The organism is Terriglobus albidus, assembly GCF_025685425.1.
In the GTDB taxonomy this organism is placed as follows: domain Bacteria; phylum Acidobacteriota; class Terriglobia; order Terriglobales; family Acidobacteriaceae; genus Terriglobus; species Terriglobus albidus.
On sequence record NZ_JAGTAS010000032.1, the window covers coordinates 59,063 to 74,715 of the forward strand.

10 protein-coding genes are annotated in these 15,653 nt (G+C 57.3%); 3 read left to right on the forward strand and 7 right to left on the reverse strand.

Annotation, left to right across the window (positions count from 1 at the left end; all coding sequences use genetic code 11):
* Positions 1-163 precede the first annotated feature (163 nt).
* Positions 164-2,359, forward strand: coding sequence for an alpha-galactosidase (locus OHL21_RS06405; RefSeq protein WP_263416421.1), 2,196 nt, complete (start codon positions 164-166; stop codon positions 2,357-2,359).
* 370 nt (positions 2,360-2,729) lie between these two features.
* On the opposite strand, the gene OHL21_RS06410 is transcribed toward OHL21_RS06405, so the two are convergent.
* Both OHL21_RS06410 and OHL21_RS06415 read right to left on the reverse strand, forming a co-directional pair.
* Positions 2,730-4,307: a sodium:solute symporter family transporter gene (locus tag OHL21_RS06410; RefSeq protein WP_263416422.1), complete on the reverse strand. Its 1,578-nt coding sequence runs from the start codon at positions 4,305-4,307 to the stop codon at positions 2,730-2,732.
* A gap of 2 nt (positions 4,308-4,309) precedes the next feature.
* Positions 4,310-5,326, reverse strand: a complete 1,017-nt coding sequence (locus OHL21_RS06415) for a LacI family DNA-binding transcriptional regulator (protein ID WP_263416423.1) — start codon at positions 5,324-5,326, stop codon at positions 4,310-4,312.
* 245 nt (positions 5,327-5,571) lie between these two features.
* Between OHL21_RS06415 and OHL21_RS06420 the strand changes: the two genes are divergently transcribed.
* Together OHL21_RS06420 and OHL21_RS06425 are read left to right on the forward strand one after the other, a co-directional pair.
* Positions 5,572-6,660 (forward strand): hypothetical protein, encoded by a 1,089-nt coding sequence (locus OHL21_RS06420; RefSeq protein WP_263416424.1) that lies wholly within the window; start codon positions 5,572-5,574, stop codon positions 6,658-6,660.
* Positions 6,657-7,868 (forward strand): hypothetical protein, encoded by a 1,212-nt coding sequence (locus tag OHL21_RS06425; RefSeq protein WP_263416425.1) that lies wholly within the window; start codon positions 6,657-6,659, stop codon positions 7,866-7,868. The genes OHL21_RS06420 and OHL21_RS06425 overlap by 4 nt, the downstream gene beginning before the upstream one ends.
* Before the next feature lie 508 nt (positions 7,869-8,376).
* Here OHL21_RS06425 and OHL21_RS06430 read toward each other — a convergent pair.
* The 5 genes from OHL21_RS06430 to OHL21_RS06450 form a co-directional block, all read right to left on the reverse strand.
* On the reverse strand, positions 8,377-9,768 hold the full coding sequence (locus OHL21_RS06430; protein ID WP_263416426.1) for a family 43 glycosylhydrolase: 1,392 nt from the start codon (positions 9,766-9,768) through the stop codon (positions 8,377-8,379).
* Positions 9,765-10,157, reverse strand: a complete 393-nt coding sequence (locus OHL21_RS06435) for a c-type cytochrome (RefSeq protein WP_263416427.1) — start codon at positions 10,155-10,157, stop codon at positions 9,765-9,767. Before OHL21_RS06435 ends, OHL21_RS06430 begins: the two co-directional genes overlap by 4 nt.
* Before the next feature lie 9 nt (positions 10,158-10,166).
* Positions 10,167-12,440 carry a tetratricopeptide repeat protein gene (locus OHL21_RS06440; protein WP_263416428.1) on the reverse strand — a complete coding sequence of 758 codons (2,274 nt, stop codon included), beginning with the start codon at positions 12,438-12,440 and terminating at the stop codon, positions 10,167-10,169.
* 119 nt (positions 12,441-12,559) lie between these two features.
* On the reverse strand, positions 12,560-14,179 hold the full coding sequence (locus OHL21_RS06445) for a GH35 family beta-galactosidase (RefSeq protein WP_263416429.1): 1,620 nt from the start codon (positions 14,177-14,179) through the stop codon (positions 12,560-12,562).
* A gap of 29 nt (positions 14,180-14,208) precedes the next feature.
* Entirely contained in the window at positions 14,209-15,642 is a 1,434-nt protein-coding gene (locus tag OHL21_RS06450) for a tetratricopeptide repeat protein (protein WP_263416430.1), read from the reverse strand.
* Positions 15,643-15,653 lie beyond the last annotated feature (11 nt).

Genomic DNA, 15,653 nt, shown 5'->3' on the forward strand with positions numbered 1-15,653 from the left:
CCAACCCTGAGCGACTTTCACTACAATCCGCAGGTAAGCGCTTTACTCGATAGATCTCTTCGATCCACTCCAGCAACATCTCAGCAAAGTCAGACTTACCTCCGCCGAAACCATGCGGGAGCATTCCAACGACTGTATTTAGCGAACCAAGAAGGAGCGCGGCATGAAGCATGTCACCTGGGCCATTCTCTTCCTCACACCGGTAGCATTTGCATTGCAAAGCTCCGGCGGAGGAGCAAAAGACGGACAGCGGGTCTTTCGGCTGAACGGCGGTGATGTGAGCTATGTCGTTGGAGTGAATGACGAAGGCGAATTGCAAACTGTCTACTGGGGAAAGCGGCTGCCGGAGTCACAGGAGTTCCAGGCGCCGAAGCAGCGGCAGGGACTAGCTTCGTTCGATATGCCCGTGAATACAACTCCGCAGGAGTTTACAGGCTGGGGCGGAGGGCTCTATCTTGAACCCGATCTCAAGATCACCTTTCCCGACGGTAATCGCGACCTTGTTCTGAAGTATGCCTCGCACACGGCGACGGCCGACCAGTTGGATGTTGTGATGAAAGACATCTCGCGTGAGGTTTACGTGAAGGTGCAATATCACATGGACTCCGCAACCGGCCTTATCCGCCGGTCAGCTGAGATCTCAAACCGCACCGGGGCGCCGTTCACCATCGAGCAGGTCGCGAGCGGAACCTACAATCTGCCTCGCGGCGCCGACTATCAACTGCACTACGTCACCGGGCGGTGGGCCGCGGAATGGAATCTGCAACAGCAGCCAATCCATGGCGGGAAGACAGTTCTGGAGAGCCGCCGGGGAACGACCGGAGCACAGAACAATCCGTGGGTGATGATCGATCGCACCGGAGATCACGACCAGGATCACGGAGATGTATGGTTCGCCGCACTAGGCTGGAGCGGATCGTGGCAGATTGCCGTGGAGCAGGATCCTACCAAAGGAACGCGCATCACCGGCGGACCGAACGCTTTCGACTCCTCCTACTTGCTGAAGAGCGGGGAGACATTCCAGACACCGTACTTTTACGGGGGCTTCTCCAGTAACGGCACCGGCGGCGCGTCTCGCCTGCTGCATCGTTTCGAGGTCGATTCCCTGCTGCCGCATGCGCCGCATCCCAAGCTGCGTCCTGTTCTTTACAACTCATGGGAAGCGACTGCGTTCAAGGTTGATGAGGCCGGCCAGATGGCGCTTGCCGAAAAAGCCGCGAGCATTGGGATTGAACGCTTTGTCATGGACGATGGCTGGTTCGGACAACGTAACGACGACCATGCCGGTCTGGGCGACTGGAACGTCAATCCGAAGAAGTTTCCTCACGGCCTGAAGCCACTGATCGACAAGGTGCACTCGCTGAAGATGGACTTCGGCCTGTGGGTTGAGCCCGAGATGGTGAATCTGGACAGCGATCTTTATCGGAAGCATCCGGACTGGGTTCTGAACTTTACCGGCCGTCCCCGGACCGAGGGCCGCAATCAGCTGGTGCTGAATCTGGCCCGCCCAGACGTTCACGACTACGTCCTTGGCTTTCTGGACAAACTGCTGAACGAGAATGACATCGCGTTTCTCAAGTGGGACTATAACCGCAACTGGTCGGAACCCGGCTGGTCCGCTGTTCCTGTTGAACAACAAAAAAATGTATACGTAGACTTTATTCGAAATTACTACGATATTTTGCAAAAGCTGCGGCAGAAACATCCTGCGGTTGAGATTGAAAGCTGCTCCGGCGGCGGCGGCCGTGTAGACCTTGGAGTGATGCAGTTCACCGACGAAGTCTGGACGTCCGACAACACCGACGCGTATGACCGGCTCTTCCTGCAGGAGGGCTTCAGCTATGCCTACACCCCGGCGGTCATGATGGCCTGGGTCACAGACTCACCTACATGGGTGAATCAGCGTTCTCTGTCGCTGGAGTATCGTTTTCTCTCTTCGATGCAAGGCTCTCTCGGGATCGGAGCCAATCTCAACAAGTGGACACCCGAAGACTTCGCGGCCGCGCAGAAGATGATTGCAGCCTATAAGACTGTTCGCCAGACGGTACAGCAGGGAGATTTGTATCGTCTGATGTCGCCTCGTGAAGGCGAGCAGGCCGCAACGGAGAGCGTCTCACGCGATGGGAAACAGGTGGCGGTCTTCGCGTATCTCCACTCCAGTACGCAGATGTATCCCTATCCTCGGCTGTATCTGCGAGGTCTCGACGAGAATGCGATGTACGAGCTGCATCCGGTTGCCGGCAAAGTGAATGAAGGTACTCCGGTTAAAGCGACGGGAGCGTACTGGATGCATCACGGAGTGGATCTTGCACTCCGGGGAGATTTTCAGGCGGCAATGTTTACGCTTGAGCGGCAGTGAGTGTCTGCGGAAGCTTCACAACACTTCCGTGTGGCTGGAATCTGGGTGCCCCATCCATCGCTACTCACCCCAACAAACGAAGTTCGTCGGGGACCCGATACCCGATGGGTGGGATATCCGAAGGTACCTCAGCGGCTAAAAGCCGCTTCACTTCAGAGGTCTGGTACGGCGCAGCTAAAGCTGCGCCCTTAAACAAGACACTCGCGCGTTGCGCGAACGGAGAAGCAAGCTCATAGCTTGCTTCTTGTTTTGCTTAAGGGCATGCTTCAGCCATGCCGTATTTGGCCTGGAAGAGATGCGGCTTTAAGCCGCTGAGGTACTATGCCACCTTTGACATTTGCTTTTGAAACAGAAATATTCGTAACAAGCTCTACCACCACAAAATATTCATCAGAATCGTAGAAGCAAACAGGATCACCGAGAGAATGCAGAGCATTCGGTTTCTCGGGATAAGATCCTCCCGCTGCCAGCGAAGAGTTGCGTGTTGCCGCGCAGCCTCCGGCGTAGGAGGTGGGCTCGAGAGCCAGCCTACGATCATCGCGATGGTAAATGCATAAATCGAGGCATAGAAATTTGCGGACATCGTGCTTCCGTAGTGCAGCCACCCGCGCATAACAGCGATGGAGTGCAACGAGGAGAGGATGGAGCCGGCGAAGAAACCGGTCATGGCGCCACGTTCCGAAGTTCTGCGGGAGAAGATCCCCAGGAGAAAAACTGCCCAGAACGGCGCGGCAAAGACCGAAAAGATCAGTTGCACGTGCTCCATCAGGTTGGCAAAAAGGAAGTTGAGATAGGACGCAAAAAGGCTGACGATAACCGCAAAGATCACGGCCACCCGCCCCATCGTCAGATAGTGCCGGTCAGATTTTCCGGGCCGAAGCACCTGACGGTAGATATCCTCCGTCCACAGTGCGGCAAACGCCGAGACGTTCGACGCCAGCCCGGACATGAGACTGGCCGCAAGCGCCGTAATTCCCAGGTCAGTCAGCCACCGGCCGTACAGCAAAGTCATCAGCGATGGCAGCGCCCGGTCATAGCGGCTGTTCAGGTTTGGCACCAGCCCGTAAGCCACCAGGCCCGGAACAATCACGATCATGGAAAAGAGGTGTTTGCCAAAACCCGCCCATAGCGGAACCTGCCTCGCCTCAAGTTCTGTGCGCGCAGTGAAGGCACGCTGCATAAGCACGAAGTCAGTGCACCAGTATCCGAAGCTGAGAACGAGGCCAAGGCCGACCGTAACACCAAGCGCATCCATCGGAGCGTGCGGGGCAGCCAGCGGCAGACCGCGCCAGAGATGGACACGATTGCCGAGAGCCCAGGCGGGAAGCGTTCTGAAACGGCGTGCACTGAGAATCGCCAGCGGAAGCAATCCGGCGACGATGACGGCAAGCTGAAAGATCTCGTTATAGATCGTGGCTCGAATGCCGCCCAGCAGCACATAGATGGTCAGCGCAATCGAGCAGAGCGCGATACCGTATTCAAATGGAAGCGACATGGTCGCCGCCAGAACCTGGGCGACGGCGTACTGGCTGATGCCGGCCAGCAGCAGCAGCATGATCGCGGTGATACATGCGTTGATCAGGCGCATGCGGGGGCCATAGCGGAGCAGAAGATATCCCGGCACACTGGTGATGTTGTTACGCCGGTAGATCGGCATCATCCAGAGGGCGAGAAAGATCATGGCGGGGATGGCGCCTACCCAGTAGAAATGAAGCGCCTGTGCTCCATATTGCGCGGCCATGGCGCTAAGTCCAACAATCTCAAGAGCGCCGCAGTTAGTCGCGATGTAGGCGGTAACCACCGCCCACAGAGGCATGACATGGGTTGCATTCAGATACTCGCCGACCGAGATATTCCGGCGCTTCGAGAACCATCCGATGACCATCGTGATGATGAGATAGGCAGCAAAAAAAGCGAGATCGGCTCCCAGTGGCCTTCCGGATTGCATGCTCAATTCATGCTCTTCTTCTTCGGCGCACTCTTCGGTCTTGCGGTACTTTCGCGGACGACCAGTTGTGTGGGAACGGAGAACTCGGCACCCATGCGCTCAAGATTCTGTTTCGTATAGTTCATTGCCTGCAGACAGGCGGTCGCAAGCCGTTTGCGCGGAATGCGGATCGTGGTAAGCGGCGGCTGCACGACCTCGCTCAGAAAAAGGTCGTCAACGCCCACAATCGAAAGGTCGCGCGGAACACCAAGGCCAAGACGATGAATGCCAAGCGCCGCACCCAGGGCCGTAAGATCGTTCGCGGTAATGATCGCGGTGGGAGGAGCAGGCGTCTTCATCAGTGACGTCACGGCAGCCTCACCGCCTGTCACCTCATAGTTCCCACGCCGCGTCAGCCCCGGATAGAAAACCAGGCCCGCGCCGCGTACAGCCTGTTCAAATGCATTCGCTCGCACTTCCGAGGTATGAGGGCCCTTTGTGCCACCAATGTACCCGATCCGTTTATGTCCAAGTGTCTTCAGATGCTGCACGGCCTCGATGAACCCGCGCTCGTAGTCAATCGAGACATCACTGCAACCGACCTGTACTGACCGGCGGTCCACGGTGACCAGCGGGATCTGACGTAACAGCAACGGTTCTACCGCGCCGGTATCAAACTCAGACGACACCAGGACAGCGCCATCGACCTGCCGCATCAACATGCGGCGGACAGATTTCACCAGTTTGTCGGAGGTCTGTACGCTGATAGGCAGCACTTCATGATCGATGTCGATCAGCAGATCTTCGAAGGCGCCGACGAACTCCCCAAAAAACGGGTTCCGAAGGTCCGGGATGACCAACCCATATGTTCGACTGCGGCCATACTTCAGCATTGCCGCACTCGGGTTGGGAATGAATCCGGCTTCGCTGACGACGTGTCTGACTTTCTTAGCGGTGTCCTCGCGGACCAGGGCAGAACCGCTCAGGACACGCGAAACCGTGGCACACGACACGCCTGCACGCCGAGCGATCTCGCGCATGTTTACAGATTCCACGACACCTACCATCGCCCGCTTTGACCGGGCTCCATTTCTCCGCATCCGAATGGTCGCACAATCATTTCTTGCGAGAAATCAGAACTTGAAAGGGCTGGTTTTTATACGTTATCATCGGGCACAAAGTTTCATTTCACAGTGGAAATATCTGTATCAGTTCAATGAAGTTTAACGCTTCATTCCAGGCGGTTTCGGCTTCACGACGTGCTTTCCTACGAGGCGCTGTCGGAATGGTTTCGGCAACTTCGTTCAGCAGCGGCCTGGCACTGACCGGTTCCGCGATACGTCCCGCTGACAAGACGATCGTCGTAACTTTCGGTGGCGGCGCCCGCGATGAAGAGACCTTTGCCGAAGAGGGCCAGGCGAATATTCCCAACCTGCTGCATACTCTGCTGCCTCAGGGCACCTTCTTCACGCAGGTTCGGAATGCCGGCATTCTCGGCCACTATGTGGCAACAGCAAGCATCGTCACCGGTGTTTACGAGCGGTTCAACAATTTCATTGCCCAGCCGCCACCGAACCCCACGCTCTTTGAGTACTTCCGCCGGGAACTGCGCCGGCCGGAGACAGATGCATGGGTCATTGCCCCCAGCAACGGCTTCCAGAAGATCGGCAGCAGCAGCGCCCGAGGCTTTGGTCCCCAGTTCGGTGCGGGCGTTATTCTTCCCAAACGTCTGCTAAGCGCCGCTTCACGGAACACCAATCTGTTCGATAACGACCAGTTACAGCATTTCCTGCAGGACAACTACGAGATGCCCTCGTATGACATCTCAGCGACGGCCCAGGACAACGAGATGCATCTGGACACGCTGGAATCAACGTTGCGGCTCTCAGTGCAGGATTTCGTGAAGCATGCCAAAACCCTGGACAGCGCCGACGAGCTCTCCATCTTTATTGCCAAACGGCTGATGGATCGACAGGCGCCTTCGCTCATGATGTTGACGCTGCACGATATGGACGTTGCCCACTCCGGAGCTTTCTCGCTGTATATTGACGCGATCCAGCGCGCTGACCGACTCTGCGCTGAGCTTTGGAAGGCTGTGCAGTCTCATCCGGAATATAAGGACCGTACGACGGTCTACATCATGCCCGACTTTGGCCGCGACGCCGATGATGACCCGGCCGGCAACGGATTCCAGCATCACCGCACCGGCAGCGCGATGGCCCGCACTACCTGGCTGCTTGCCCTGGGACCGCACGTTCGTCAGAACACCGTTGTCGATCGCGCAATCGAGTCCATTGACCTGGTGCCGACGATCGGCTGTCACTTGGGCTTCAGCACCAACTCGCCGGGCCGTTGCATTGAGGAGCTGCGATGACACCGGATCAACTGCAGCCGTCATCGTTCGACAGCTATCCACCGCTGGCGCGCAGCTTTGCGGTAGAACACCTGGGCCTGCTGCGGCAACTGCCGCTTACCGTCTGCCCGTCATTCCTGGCGCAGATCTCCGATCTCGATACCCGGTTTCCCATCGAGCGGAAGACGCTGGCATGGCAGTGTGATTCACTGGCTGCTCTTCCCCAGGAAAAGCGCGATGCGCTGCTTGCTCCCCTACGTGCCATTGCGATGACGCCGGAGTTGGAGAAGCTGGATTGGGTTAACTCGCCCGCGGTTTTCGTAGAGCGCCTGAGCGCACATCTGTGGTCCACCGGACAGATCAACAGCTTCCACGAGGGGTCGCGTGAACTCTTCGCCGCTATTCCGGATCAGCCGAATGAGGCTACACGGCTCGCACTCATCGTTGTGGGTCAGGGCGCGGACACCTCCCGAGCATCCATCCTCAGCAAGCTTGCACGGAAGGGTGTTCGTCTGAACGGAGTGAATCCGGCAATCGCGCAACAGCAACTGCTGGAAGCGTTCGCGAGACACGCCGCTAAGGAAAAAGAGGCCTACGCGCATTGGTATGTCGACGGCGGCCAGCCGTGGATCTTACCTGAGAGTGTGCGCGCTTCCGCCATCCAGGTCAGTTATCCCCAACTCTCTCCCTTGCGGAAGCGTGTCCTCCAACGAATGCAGGGGATCCTTAACACGAATCAGGCAAATGCCGAGAAGATGCGCAGTGATCTTGCAGTGATTGCGCCGAATGAACTGCGCAGCGAACAGGTCGTATCCGATCCAATTCTGCAGCGCTTCTATACCGAGCTGTTCACCTCGGGCTCCGGCACACAGATCTTCAGCACTTCGTTCGTCCAGTGGGCAGGTCGCGAGCTTGCCCGCCGTGCACAGCCGCATACCGTGCTGCTGCGGTATACCCCGCGCCAACGTCATCGCGGATTCAACGAGATGGTGAGTGATCCGGAATCGAAGGTGCTGGATCCGGAAGGCTCACTGGTCGATGCCGAGATGAACGCGTACTACAACTGGATCGAGATGGGCCGTATTGCCGCGCCAGGCAAGTTGACCGTGCTGGCCTGGATCGAAGGCAGTTCCAAGGCAGTGATGGTCAGCCCGAAGACGCGTCCGAATACGGTCTCCAATCAGGCCGTCACGATTGAACAGGCAATGGCGTCGTTCGCTGTGGCGTAGATTCACAGCGCCCGAAGAGAGTTGATCTCGAATAGTATTGGGTGGGAGCAGCTGGCTTCAACCCGCTGACACGGTGCGCCCGATCATCCTCGGGCCGGCCACAGATCGGCCCTACGGAGAATCAAGCGCTGAAGGCGCGTTCTATACCAGCCTGGGGCAACGCCCCAGGGACGGAGATAGGGAGACGGGAAGAGGGCTGAAGGCCCGATCTATAATCCCAATCGTCACAAACGAAACGATTCGTGAAAACGTTGTATACCTATCGAAACGATACGTTCGGATTGAAGGCTCCTATATAGGGCGGGCCTTCAGCCCTTTAACATCTTGTGGGTACCAAAACCCTGGGGCGTTGCCCCAGGCTGGTATAGGTCGCGCCTTCAGCGCTCAACACATCTTTCTTCCTCAATAAAGAATGGGCTTTAAAGCCCACGCCTTACCCCAGCCAGCAAGGCTGGCTGAAGCCCATGGCTCCCACCCATTCGAGCTACGCTCGAATATTCCGACCATCCTACTGCCCGCTATAAACGCCCCACTCAAAGATCGCCAGCTCTGCCGCAGGTGTACCTGCGGTGAAGTTCAACCGTAGATAACGCACGCGCGGCAGGCGCGAAAACTCTGTTGGTGAACCGCTGGTGCCTTCTCCCGTCTGGTCGACAATCGGGAACCATTTCGTTCCATCCAGCGAACCTTCCAGGTGATAGCGGTAGCGCTTCCATGCATACTCAAAGGTCACACGAGCCGTTGTTCCTGCAATCGGCTTACCGAGGTCAACGACAAGCCAGGGAGCTTTATCCTCCGCACTTGGCTGCCAACGCGTTGCGTAGTTGTCGTCCAGAACCGCGATTGCAGCAAAATCCTTGCTTGCGGTGCTGGAGGCTGTAACCGTTACTGGGAGGTGACCGGCGTCACGCACGCTGGTATGCAGTAATGCTGGTCCGGTATGCGTCGGCATCACCTTACGCAAGGTATGAGTGGCATCATCGACAACCAACTCATCCATGCTGAGCTGACGCAGAACCGAGGCGGTCTGGAATGGCAGGCTATGGCGGTGATAGACGATGTAGGTCTTGCCACCTCGTTCAAAGACAGCATGGTGTCCTGGTCCCAGGATGTCATGTTCCTTATCGCTGACCAGAACCGGGCTGGTGGCGCCTTCCTTGAATGGACCGAATGGGTTGTCGGCAATGCTGTAGCGCACGTTATAGGTATCGTCCGTCGTCTTACCTTCGGAGTACATCAGGTAGTACGCACTGCCGTGCTTGAACATAAATGGTCCTTCGAAGTAATGCCCAGGCGTGACATCTTTCGGTTCGCCATCGAAGGTGACCATATCGGGCTTCAGACGGACGACGAAGCAGTGTCCGTTGACCCAGTTCAATCCTGATCCCCAATACAAATAGGCCTGGCCGTCGGTATCGACAAAGGCCTCTGCATCGATCATGTGATATCTGCGATCGAAGTCCGCACGGATGAGAGGACGGTCGCCCAAGGCGTTGCTCCACGGCCCGAGCGGCCGGTCTGCGACACCGACCCACACTTCACTGCCGACCGAAACATACATGTAGTAGCGGCCATTGGGGGCATGAACCACTGACGGCGCCCACACCATACTGCTTTTAGAACTGGGACTTGTCGCTGCTTCTTTCGTCGGCCAGTTCAGAGAACACGAGGACCAATGCACGACATCGGCCGACATCCAGCAGCTCAGGGTGCGGCCTCCCCACGGATCTTCCGTCGCGAAGACATACGTAATGCCGTTATCCTGCAAGACCGTTGCGTCAGCATTGTATCCCGGAATAAATGGATTTCCATTATGTGGAGCGTTCCATTTCGGCTGCTGGGCAGCGGCGATTCCGGCAAGAGTAAGGCATAACAAGAGGAGATTCCGGCGTATGCTCAATGCTTCTTCCCTGGACGCTGTTTGGCGTCTGTATTTGTCTTCGCCGGTGCTTCCTTCATCTGAGAAAGATACTGCACCAGTGTCTGGATCTCGTCGTTCGTCAAAGCCTCGCCAAAGGGCGGCATCGATTGGCCGCCGTTACGGATCTGGCCTTCAATAAAGGTTTTATCGCGCCGCAGACCAACGCCTCGAAGAGAGGGTGCCTTCCCCTCTGTTCCTTCCAGGTGTTCACCATGGCAGTAGACACAGCCCTTCTGTTTCGTTAACGCCGCTCCATCAAGAGGCTGAGCGGGTTGCTGTTGCTCCTGTGCCCAAAGGCTGCTTGCAGCCGTAAGTCCGAAGAAGAGCACCACGCAACGAAGACCTGTGAGCGAAAGACGTCTGTACACGCGTGTCCTCTAGTTCTGCGTCGCCGAAAAGTTCGTTGGAAGTGGGCCCTGAATATGATCCTGATCCGAATCGAGCTCATGCGCATGCCAAAAGACGCTTTCATTTGCGATCTCAGGGTGCTGGTTAAGGAAGTTCAGAGCGAAGCTGTTGGCGGAGGGATCATCTTTCTGATCAGCAAAGATCGCGGCCTCCTTCGCCGCCATCTCTTTATCCCCAAGCCTGCGGTAAAGGATCGAAAGGATATAGTGTGCCGCCAGATCATCGGGATCGATGCCCTGCACCTTCAGATACTCTTCCTTCGCCTCAGCATAGCGATGCAGTTGATAGAGCGAGAAGCCCAGCTCGCGATGCGCATCCCGCGAGCGCGGGAAGGTGACGATCACCTGCCGAAGAAGAGCGATCGCCTCTTCTAAATCTCCAGTATTCCGCTGAACCAGCGCGAGGTAGTACTGCGCCCGCGCATTTCCAGGAGAGAGTTTCAGCGCCTCATGCAGGTGGTTGGCGGCATCACTGTAGCGCTGCCAGAAGAACTCCGCGATGGCCTGATTCGTATAGGCATCGGCGTAAGTAGGCCGCAGCGCCGCAACATGCTTGAAAGCGTCGAGAGAGGCCGCATACTGCTGCGCATCCAGCAGAGCGATACCGTAGTTATTCCAACGCATCCATTCGGGGTTCTCATTCGGAACCGGCTCCGTGCGTCCATTCTTTCCGACCTGGATGATGCGCGAGGTAGATACGACCTCGACCACCGGCTGCGGATAGTGATCATTGCCGGTCTTCTTCATACCGAAGTCCATGAAGTGTTGATTGAACCGGCGATACCGCACGGTCGCTGTGAGCGTTACCGGTCCAGTGCTTGCAGCCGGCATATGGAAGGCATAACGCACCAGTTGCGACCGGCCTGACTGGATGGTGTTGTTGTATGCAACGATCCTGGTGTTCCAGACTTGATGTTCACGGTTCTGGACTGTATCCGGATTGATGAGGCGATTGGTGAACGAGTGCGCCCGAGGATCGAGATCACCATTCGGTTGCAGGAAGCCGCTCTCGAACAGCACCTTACCGGCTTTGTCCTTGACCGTAAAGTCGACCCACGACTCATAGAAATCGCGCTGCTCCGGCACGAGAGCGTGCGCGATACCCTTGTTCTGCAGCACTAAATCCGCCGTAATCAGCTCTCCCGGCTTCACTTCGAAGCTCTGCACTCCCAACGGCGCAGAGACATCCTTTCCATCACTGCCGTGCTCCAGGGCAAAGAGGTCCACGTTGAGATAGTTGCTGCGCAGGAACTCGACAATCTTCTTCGCCTGCTCATCGTAGCCGTAGTACTGCGGAATTATGGTATTGGCTCCCAGCCAGCGGTGTGAGGCCAGTTCCCCATTCTTCGCTCCGGGATCGGGAAGCGTGATCTTCTCGCGCACCATGTGGCAGGTTACGCAGGTAGAGACAGAATCCTTTACATAAAACGGCAGCGGAGACTGCTTGGCAAACGAGGAGTTCTGCCATTCGTCGTAGAGCGAGATCGCACGCTGCCACTTATAGTCATTCAGATCTCGCGGAAGAGCCGCCTTATGGCATGCAGCGCAGAACTCCGGCGTTTTATAGAGAGGCTGCATGACCGCGGCCTTGTGACGATCAAGGTGCGTAAGGATCTCAAGATCGGAGACCTGGCGCGTAATGCGTGCTCCATTCTCATCCACGAGCACTGCCGGAACTGCAAGCACATACGATCCAGTGCCGCGCGTGTCAGTCTTCTGGATGGAATGGCAGACAGAACAAGTGATGCCATCGGCATCAAAGGGACGGCGTTTGTCAGCGCCCTGCGTGAGCGTGCCGGCAACCATGGCCACCGGATCGTGGCAGCCTTCGCAGTGACGTGTGTATTCCACGCCCTTTGTGTCTTTCAGAATGTCCACGTTACGCAGGTACCATGGCGCTCGATTGGAGTTGGAATGCGCGGACTCCCGCCACTGATGCTGGGCCTCTTTGTGGCAACGCCCACAGTACTGGGCGGTTGGGAAATCCTTCGGGTCGATGAACTGGCCCGTGTCTGTCGTCATCAGCGAAGGCAGGAAATGCTTTTCAGCGCTGAAGCGGTCGTTGTAGTTCGCGTTCACCTTCTCGTTGTACGCTGCCCGCTTTGCAGCAGCGGTCTCTGCCTCGGTCGCAGCTGAAACCTTGCCGCTACTGCCGCGTAACGCAACCGCAATTCCCAACGGGAGAACGGCTGCAGCGGTCAGCAGCAGGCCAATACCTTGCGAGGAGAAAAGGCGCTGCTTCATGCTAGCCACCACCTTTCAGAGACGGTCATACGCGTACTTGTGCAGTGTGTTATCAAAACCGATATACCTGTGTCGAGATCAATTACAAACGCTCCGAAGTGGCTGTTTCTATTGAGCCTTCAAAATGTCCCCAGCCGAATCCGGACGACTGCGTTCTGGCTGCGGTGGAAGTTCAGGCCGCGATCGGTCTGGTCGCCGTTCCACAAGCGCTTCGCCTTCCATACTCCATTGACGTACTCACCTTCTTCGGCGCTGAGGATCTGCATCCGGAGCCCAGGAAGGCGATCGGGAACGTGAAACGCAACGCTGGACTCGACGCCCGTTACCAGGAACTCATTGGGGCCAAGTTGCGCGACGAGCGCCCGACCGGAATGGTCCGGCGTGCCGGGTGCATGACGGCCGTCCTGCTGCGGGAACCCGAAGCGTACGGATGCCTTCCACGGACCGAAATCCAGTTCCTGCTCGGCCTGACCGGGGAGTTCCACCGAGGTCTTCAGTTTGCCTTCAAAGTTGAGCTTCGCCAGCTCGTCCGCCATCGGTCCCAGCAGAGCGTAGTTCCGGGTATGAGCCTTTGGCCCGTCATCCTTACCAAAGGTCCACCCGGTCTCGTCCACACCAAACGGCGAGAAACCGATAGCTCCATGGCCTAAAGCCAGGAACAGATAGGGCGCGTAGCTGTCGCCGTTACCGGTCTCAGGAATCCACAATGCGTTGTCCGGACGAGCATAGGCATCGAGCACCTGTTTGTAAAAGCCAGGGTCGTCGGAGTAGATATCCGGACCGATGACGTCGATCGACGGTGCAAGCACCTTCCAGAGCGGAAGCATCGCTACCGTTGGGCCGCCGGAGGGATAGCCAATACCAGGGTTGCGCACCTGGCGCTCCGGAAGCTCCCCAATGGGATAGGCGAGCCAGACATTGCAGTACATGGGAATGTTGAACTCGTGCTTGCCGGCCGCTGCGATTTCGTTGACGTAGCGAGCCTGATAGTAGGTCTGGAAGGCTTCGTCCGCATCGCCGCCAAATACCTCGAACCAGGTTCCCGGCTGTTTGTGCAGCGCGTTGACGAGATCCGTAGGAACGGCGCCGGCGAACTCGCGGTTCGACGCTTCGGAGAAGTCGCGAGGTGTGCCGATGTTGCCGGACTCGTTTTCGACCTGCACAAAGATCACGGTGTGATCCTTGCTGTCGATCTCAGCCAGATGATGCATCATCGCCGCAAAGGCGCGCTTGTCGGCCTCGAGGTTCGTACGCGACTGCGCGGAGAGTACGTCCAGAGGTTCGCCCGAGCGGTTAATCACCCGCGGATACGTCTTCGGATCTTCCTTCACCCATTGCGGCACATAGTGCATGTTGCCGTTCTTCCAGGTCCCGAACCAGAGGATGACGAGATGCATGTTGTGCTCACGGCTTTGACGGACCAGCATGTCCACGGAGGAGAAATCGAACTTGCCCGGGCTTGGCTCCAGCTGCTCCCAATAGATGGGGGCTTCAATGGTGTTGGTGTGCATGCGCTCCAGAGCAGGCCAGACCTGCGGCATGGTGTCAGGCCATGTGCTGGAGTTATTGATCTGCGCTCCCAGTACCAGGAACGGTTTGCCGTTCACCAGAAGGGCGTGGCGTCCGTCCTGCTCAACAACCTTCGGCGCTGGAACTGTCTGTGCCTGCGGTGCAGCCTGCGGCACAAAGGCCAGTGTGGCTGCAAGCGCGAGGGTCAGACGAGTGGCAGAGATGGGCATGCGATAACTCCTGTCAGAGAAAGATGGGTTTAGTTCTTTGCAGTCAGGAAGATAATCACTTCCTGCATGCGCCGGTTGTTTTCGTCTTTGGATTGCTGGGCGTACTTCTGCTGTAACGCGATCTCGGCTTGTGCTTTGTCCGCTTTTCCGAGACGTGCGTAGGCGCGTGAGAGGCGGTAGTGCGCTTCAGGAAATGCGGGACGCTCTTCGACAGCACGCTCCAGGGATGCCGCACTCTCACTCCACTGATTTCTGTTCTGTTGCAAGATACCCAGCTCATACCAGGCATCGGCAAGCCTTGGGTCCGCCTTCAGAGAGTGCTGCAGCAGCAACTCCGCGCGTGCAGTATCGCGCGTATCGGTGGCCTGGTGAAGAATGCTGCTCGCGGCATACAGCGACGCCATTGCATTTTCAGGATGCGCGTCGGCAAACGCCTGCAGGGTATCGCAGCCGGCGACAGAGGTACTGGTTGCAGCCTCGCAGCTTCGGCCAAGCAACTCCGCGGCGGTGGCGTTCTGCGGAGAGCGCTGAAGCACCGCCTGAAAGGGAGGAGCAGCCAGATCGTAACTGTGATTGCCAAAGTAGGCGATACCCAGCCCCATCTGCAGCAAATCACTGGCCGGATACTTTGAAACACCATACTTGAAGATTTCAATCGCCGAATCGAAGGCGAAGTGCTGCAACATCTCGTTGCCGAAGCCGAAGATCATGGACTCGGAGGGATCAAGCTGCGCGGCAAGCCGAAAGTGTTTGACCGCCTCGGCGTAGTTCCCTGCCTTCTCCTCTGACGCAGCAAGAATTTCCTGTGCGGGGGCGGATTTGAGAGCTTCATGGGCTGATGCGAGCAGATCCTTTGCTTTGGCCGGCTGGCCGCTCTTCAGCAGCGCCGTCGCCCAGTCGATCCGCATGTCTAAACTTGCCGGAACATTGCTCGTTCGCAATGCTGCATTTGCCTTTTCGAAGGATGCGGCAGCGGCGGCGAACTCTTCCCGCTGCATCTGCACGGCGGCAAGGGCGAGGTGATAGTCAGACTTTCCGGGAGCGCGCTTTATCAGGTCGCTAAAAATTTCTTCCGCACGTTTCGTGTTGCCGGACTTCATCTCAGCGACACCGAGATTGAACGCAATGGCAGCATCACTTCTATTCCGGGTATAGGCGCGATCCAGAAAAGGCAATGCGGCCGCGTTGTCGCCAGAGTCTGCCAGCGCCATACCAGCGGCAGCCTGCAGTTCTGTTTGGCACGGATAGGTCTGTGCAAGTTTTATAAGCTGGGGTTTTGCCTGTTCGAGGTCGCCCTGGTTATAGCTCTCAAGCGCGTTACGGGCGAGGGCTACGTCTGCCGGGGAGAGCGCGTTCCCGGAACAGGCCGCGGGATGCGCCGCGTGTTTTGCTGTCGCCTGTCCATGCAGCGTCACAGGGACACAGCACAGCAGAAGCACGGCGGCATTTGAAACAGATCTCACAGGGTCCGGGG

Coding starts and splice junctions, on each gene's coding strand:
- OHL21_RS06405 (WP_263416421.1), top strand. CDS start 164: ATGAAGCATGTCACCTGGGCCATTCTCTTCCTCACACCGGTAGCATTT.
- OHL21_RS06410 (WP_263416422.1), bottom strand. CDS start 4,307: ATGCAATCCGGAAGGCCACTGGGAGCCGATCTCGCTTTTTTTGCTGCC.
- OHL21_RS06415 (WP_263416423.1), bottom strand. CDS start 5,326: ATGCGCGAGATCGCTCGGCGTGCAGGCGTGTCGTGTGCCACGGTTTCG.
- OHL21_RS06420 (WP_263416424.1), top strand. CDS start 5,572: ATGGTTTCGGCAACTTCGTTCAGCAGCGGCCTGGCACTGACCGGTTCC.
- OHL21_RS06425 (WP_263416425.1), top strand. CDS start 6,657: ATGACACCGGATCAACTGCAGCCGTCATCGTTCGACAGCTATCCACCG.
- OHL21_RS06440 (WP_263416428.1), bottom strand. CDS start 12,440: ATGAAGCAGCGCCTTTTCTCCTCGCAAGGTATTGGCCTGCTGCTGACC.
- OHL21_RS06445 (WP_263416429.1), bottom strand. CDS start 14,179: ATGCCCATCTCTGCCACTCGTCTGACCCTCGCGCTTGCAGCCACACTG.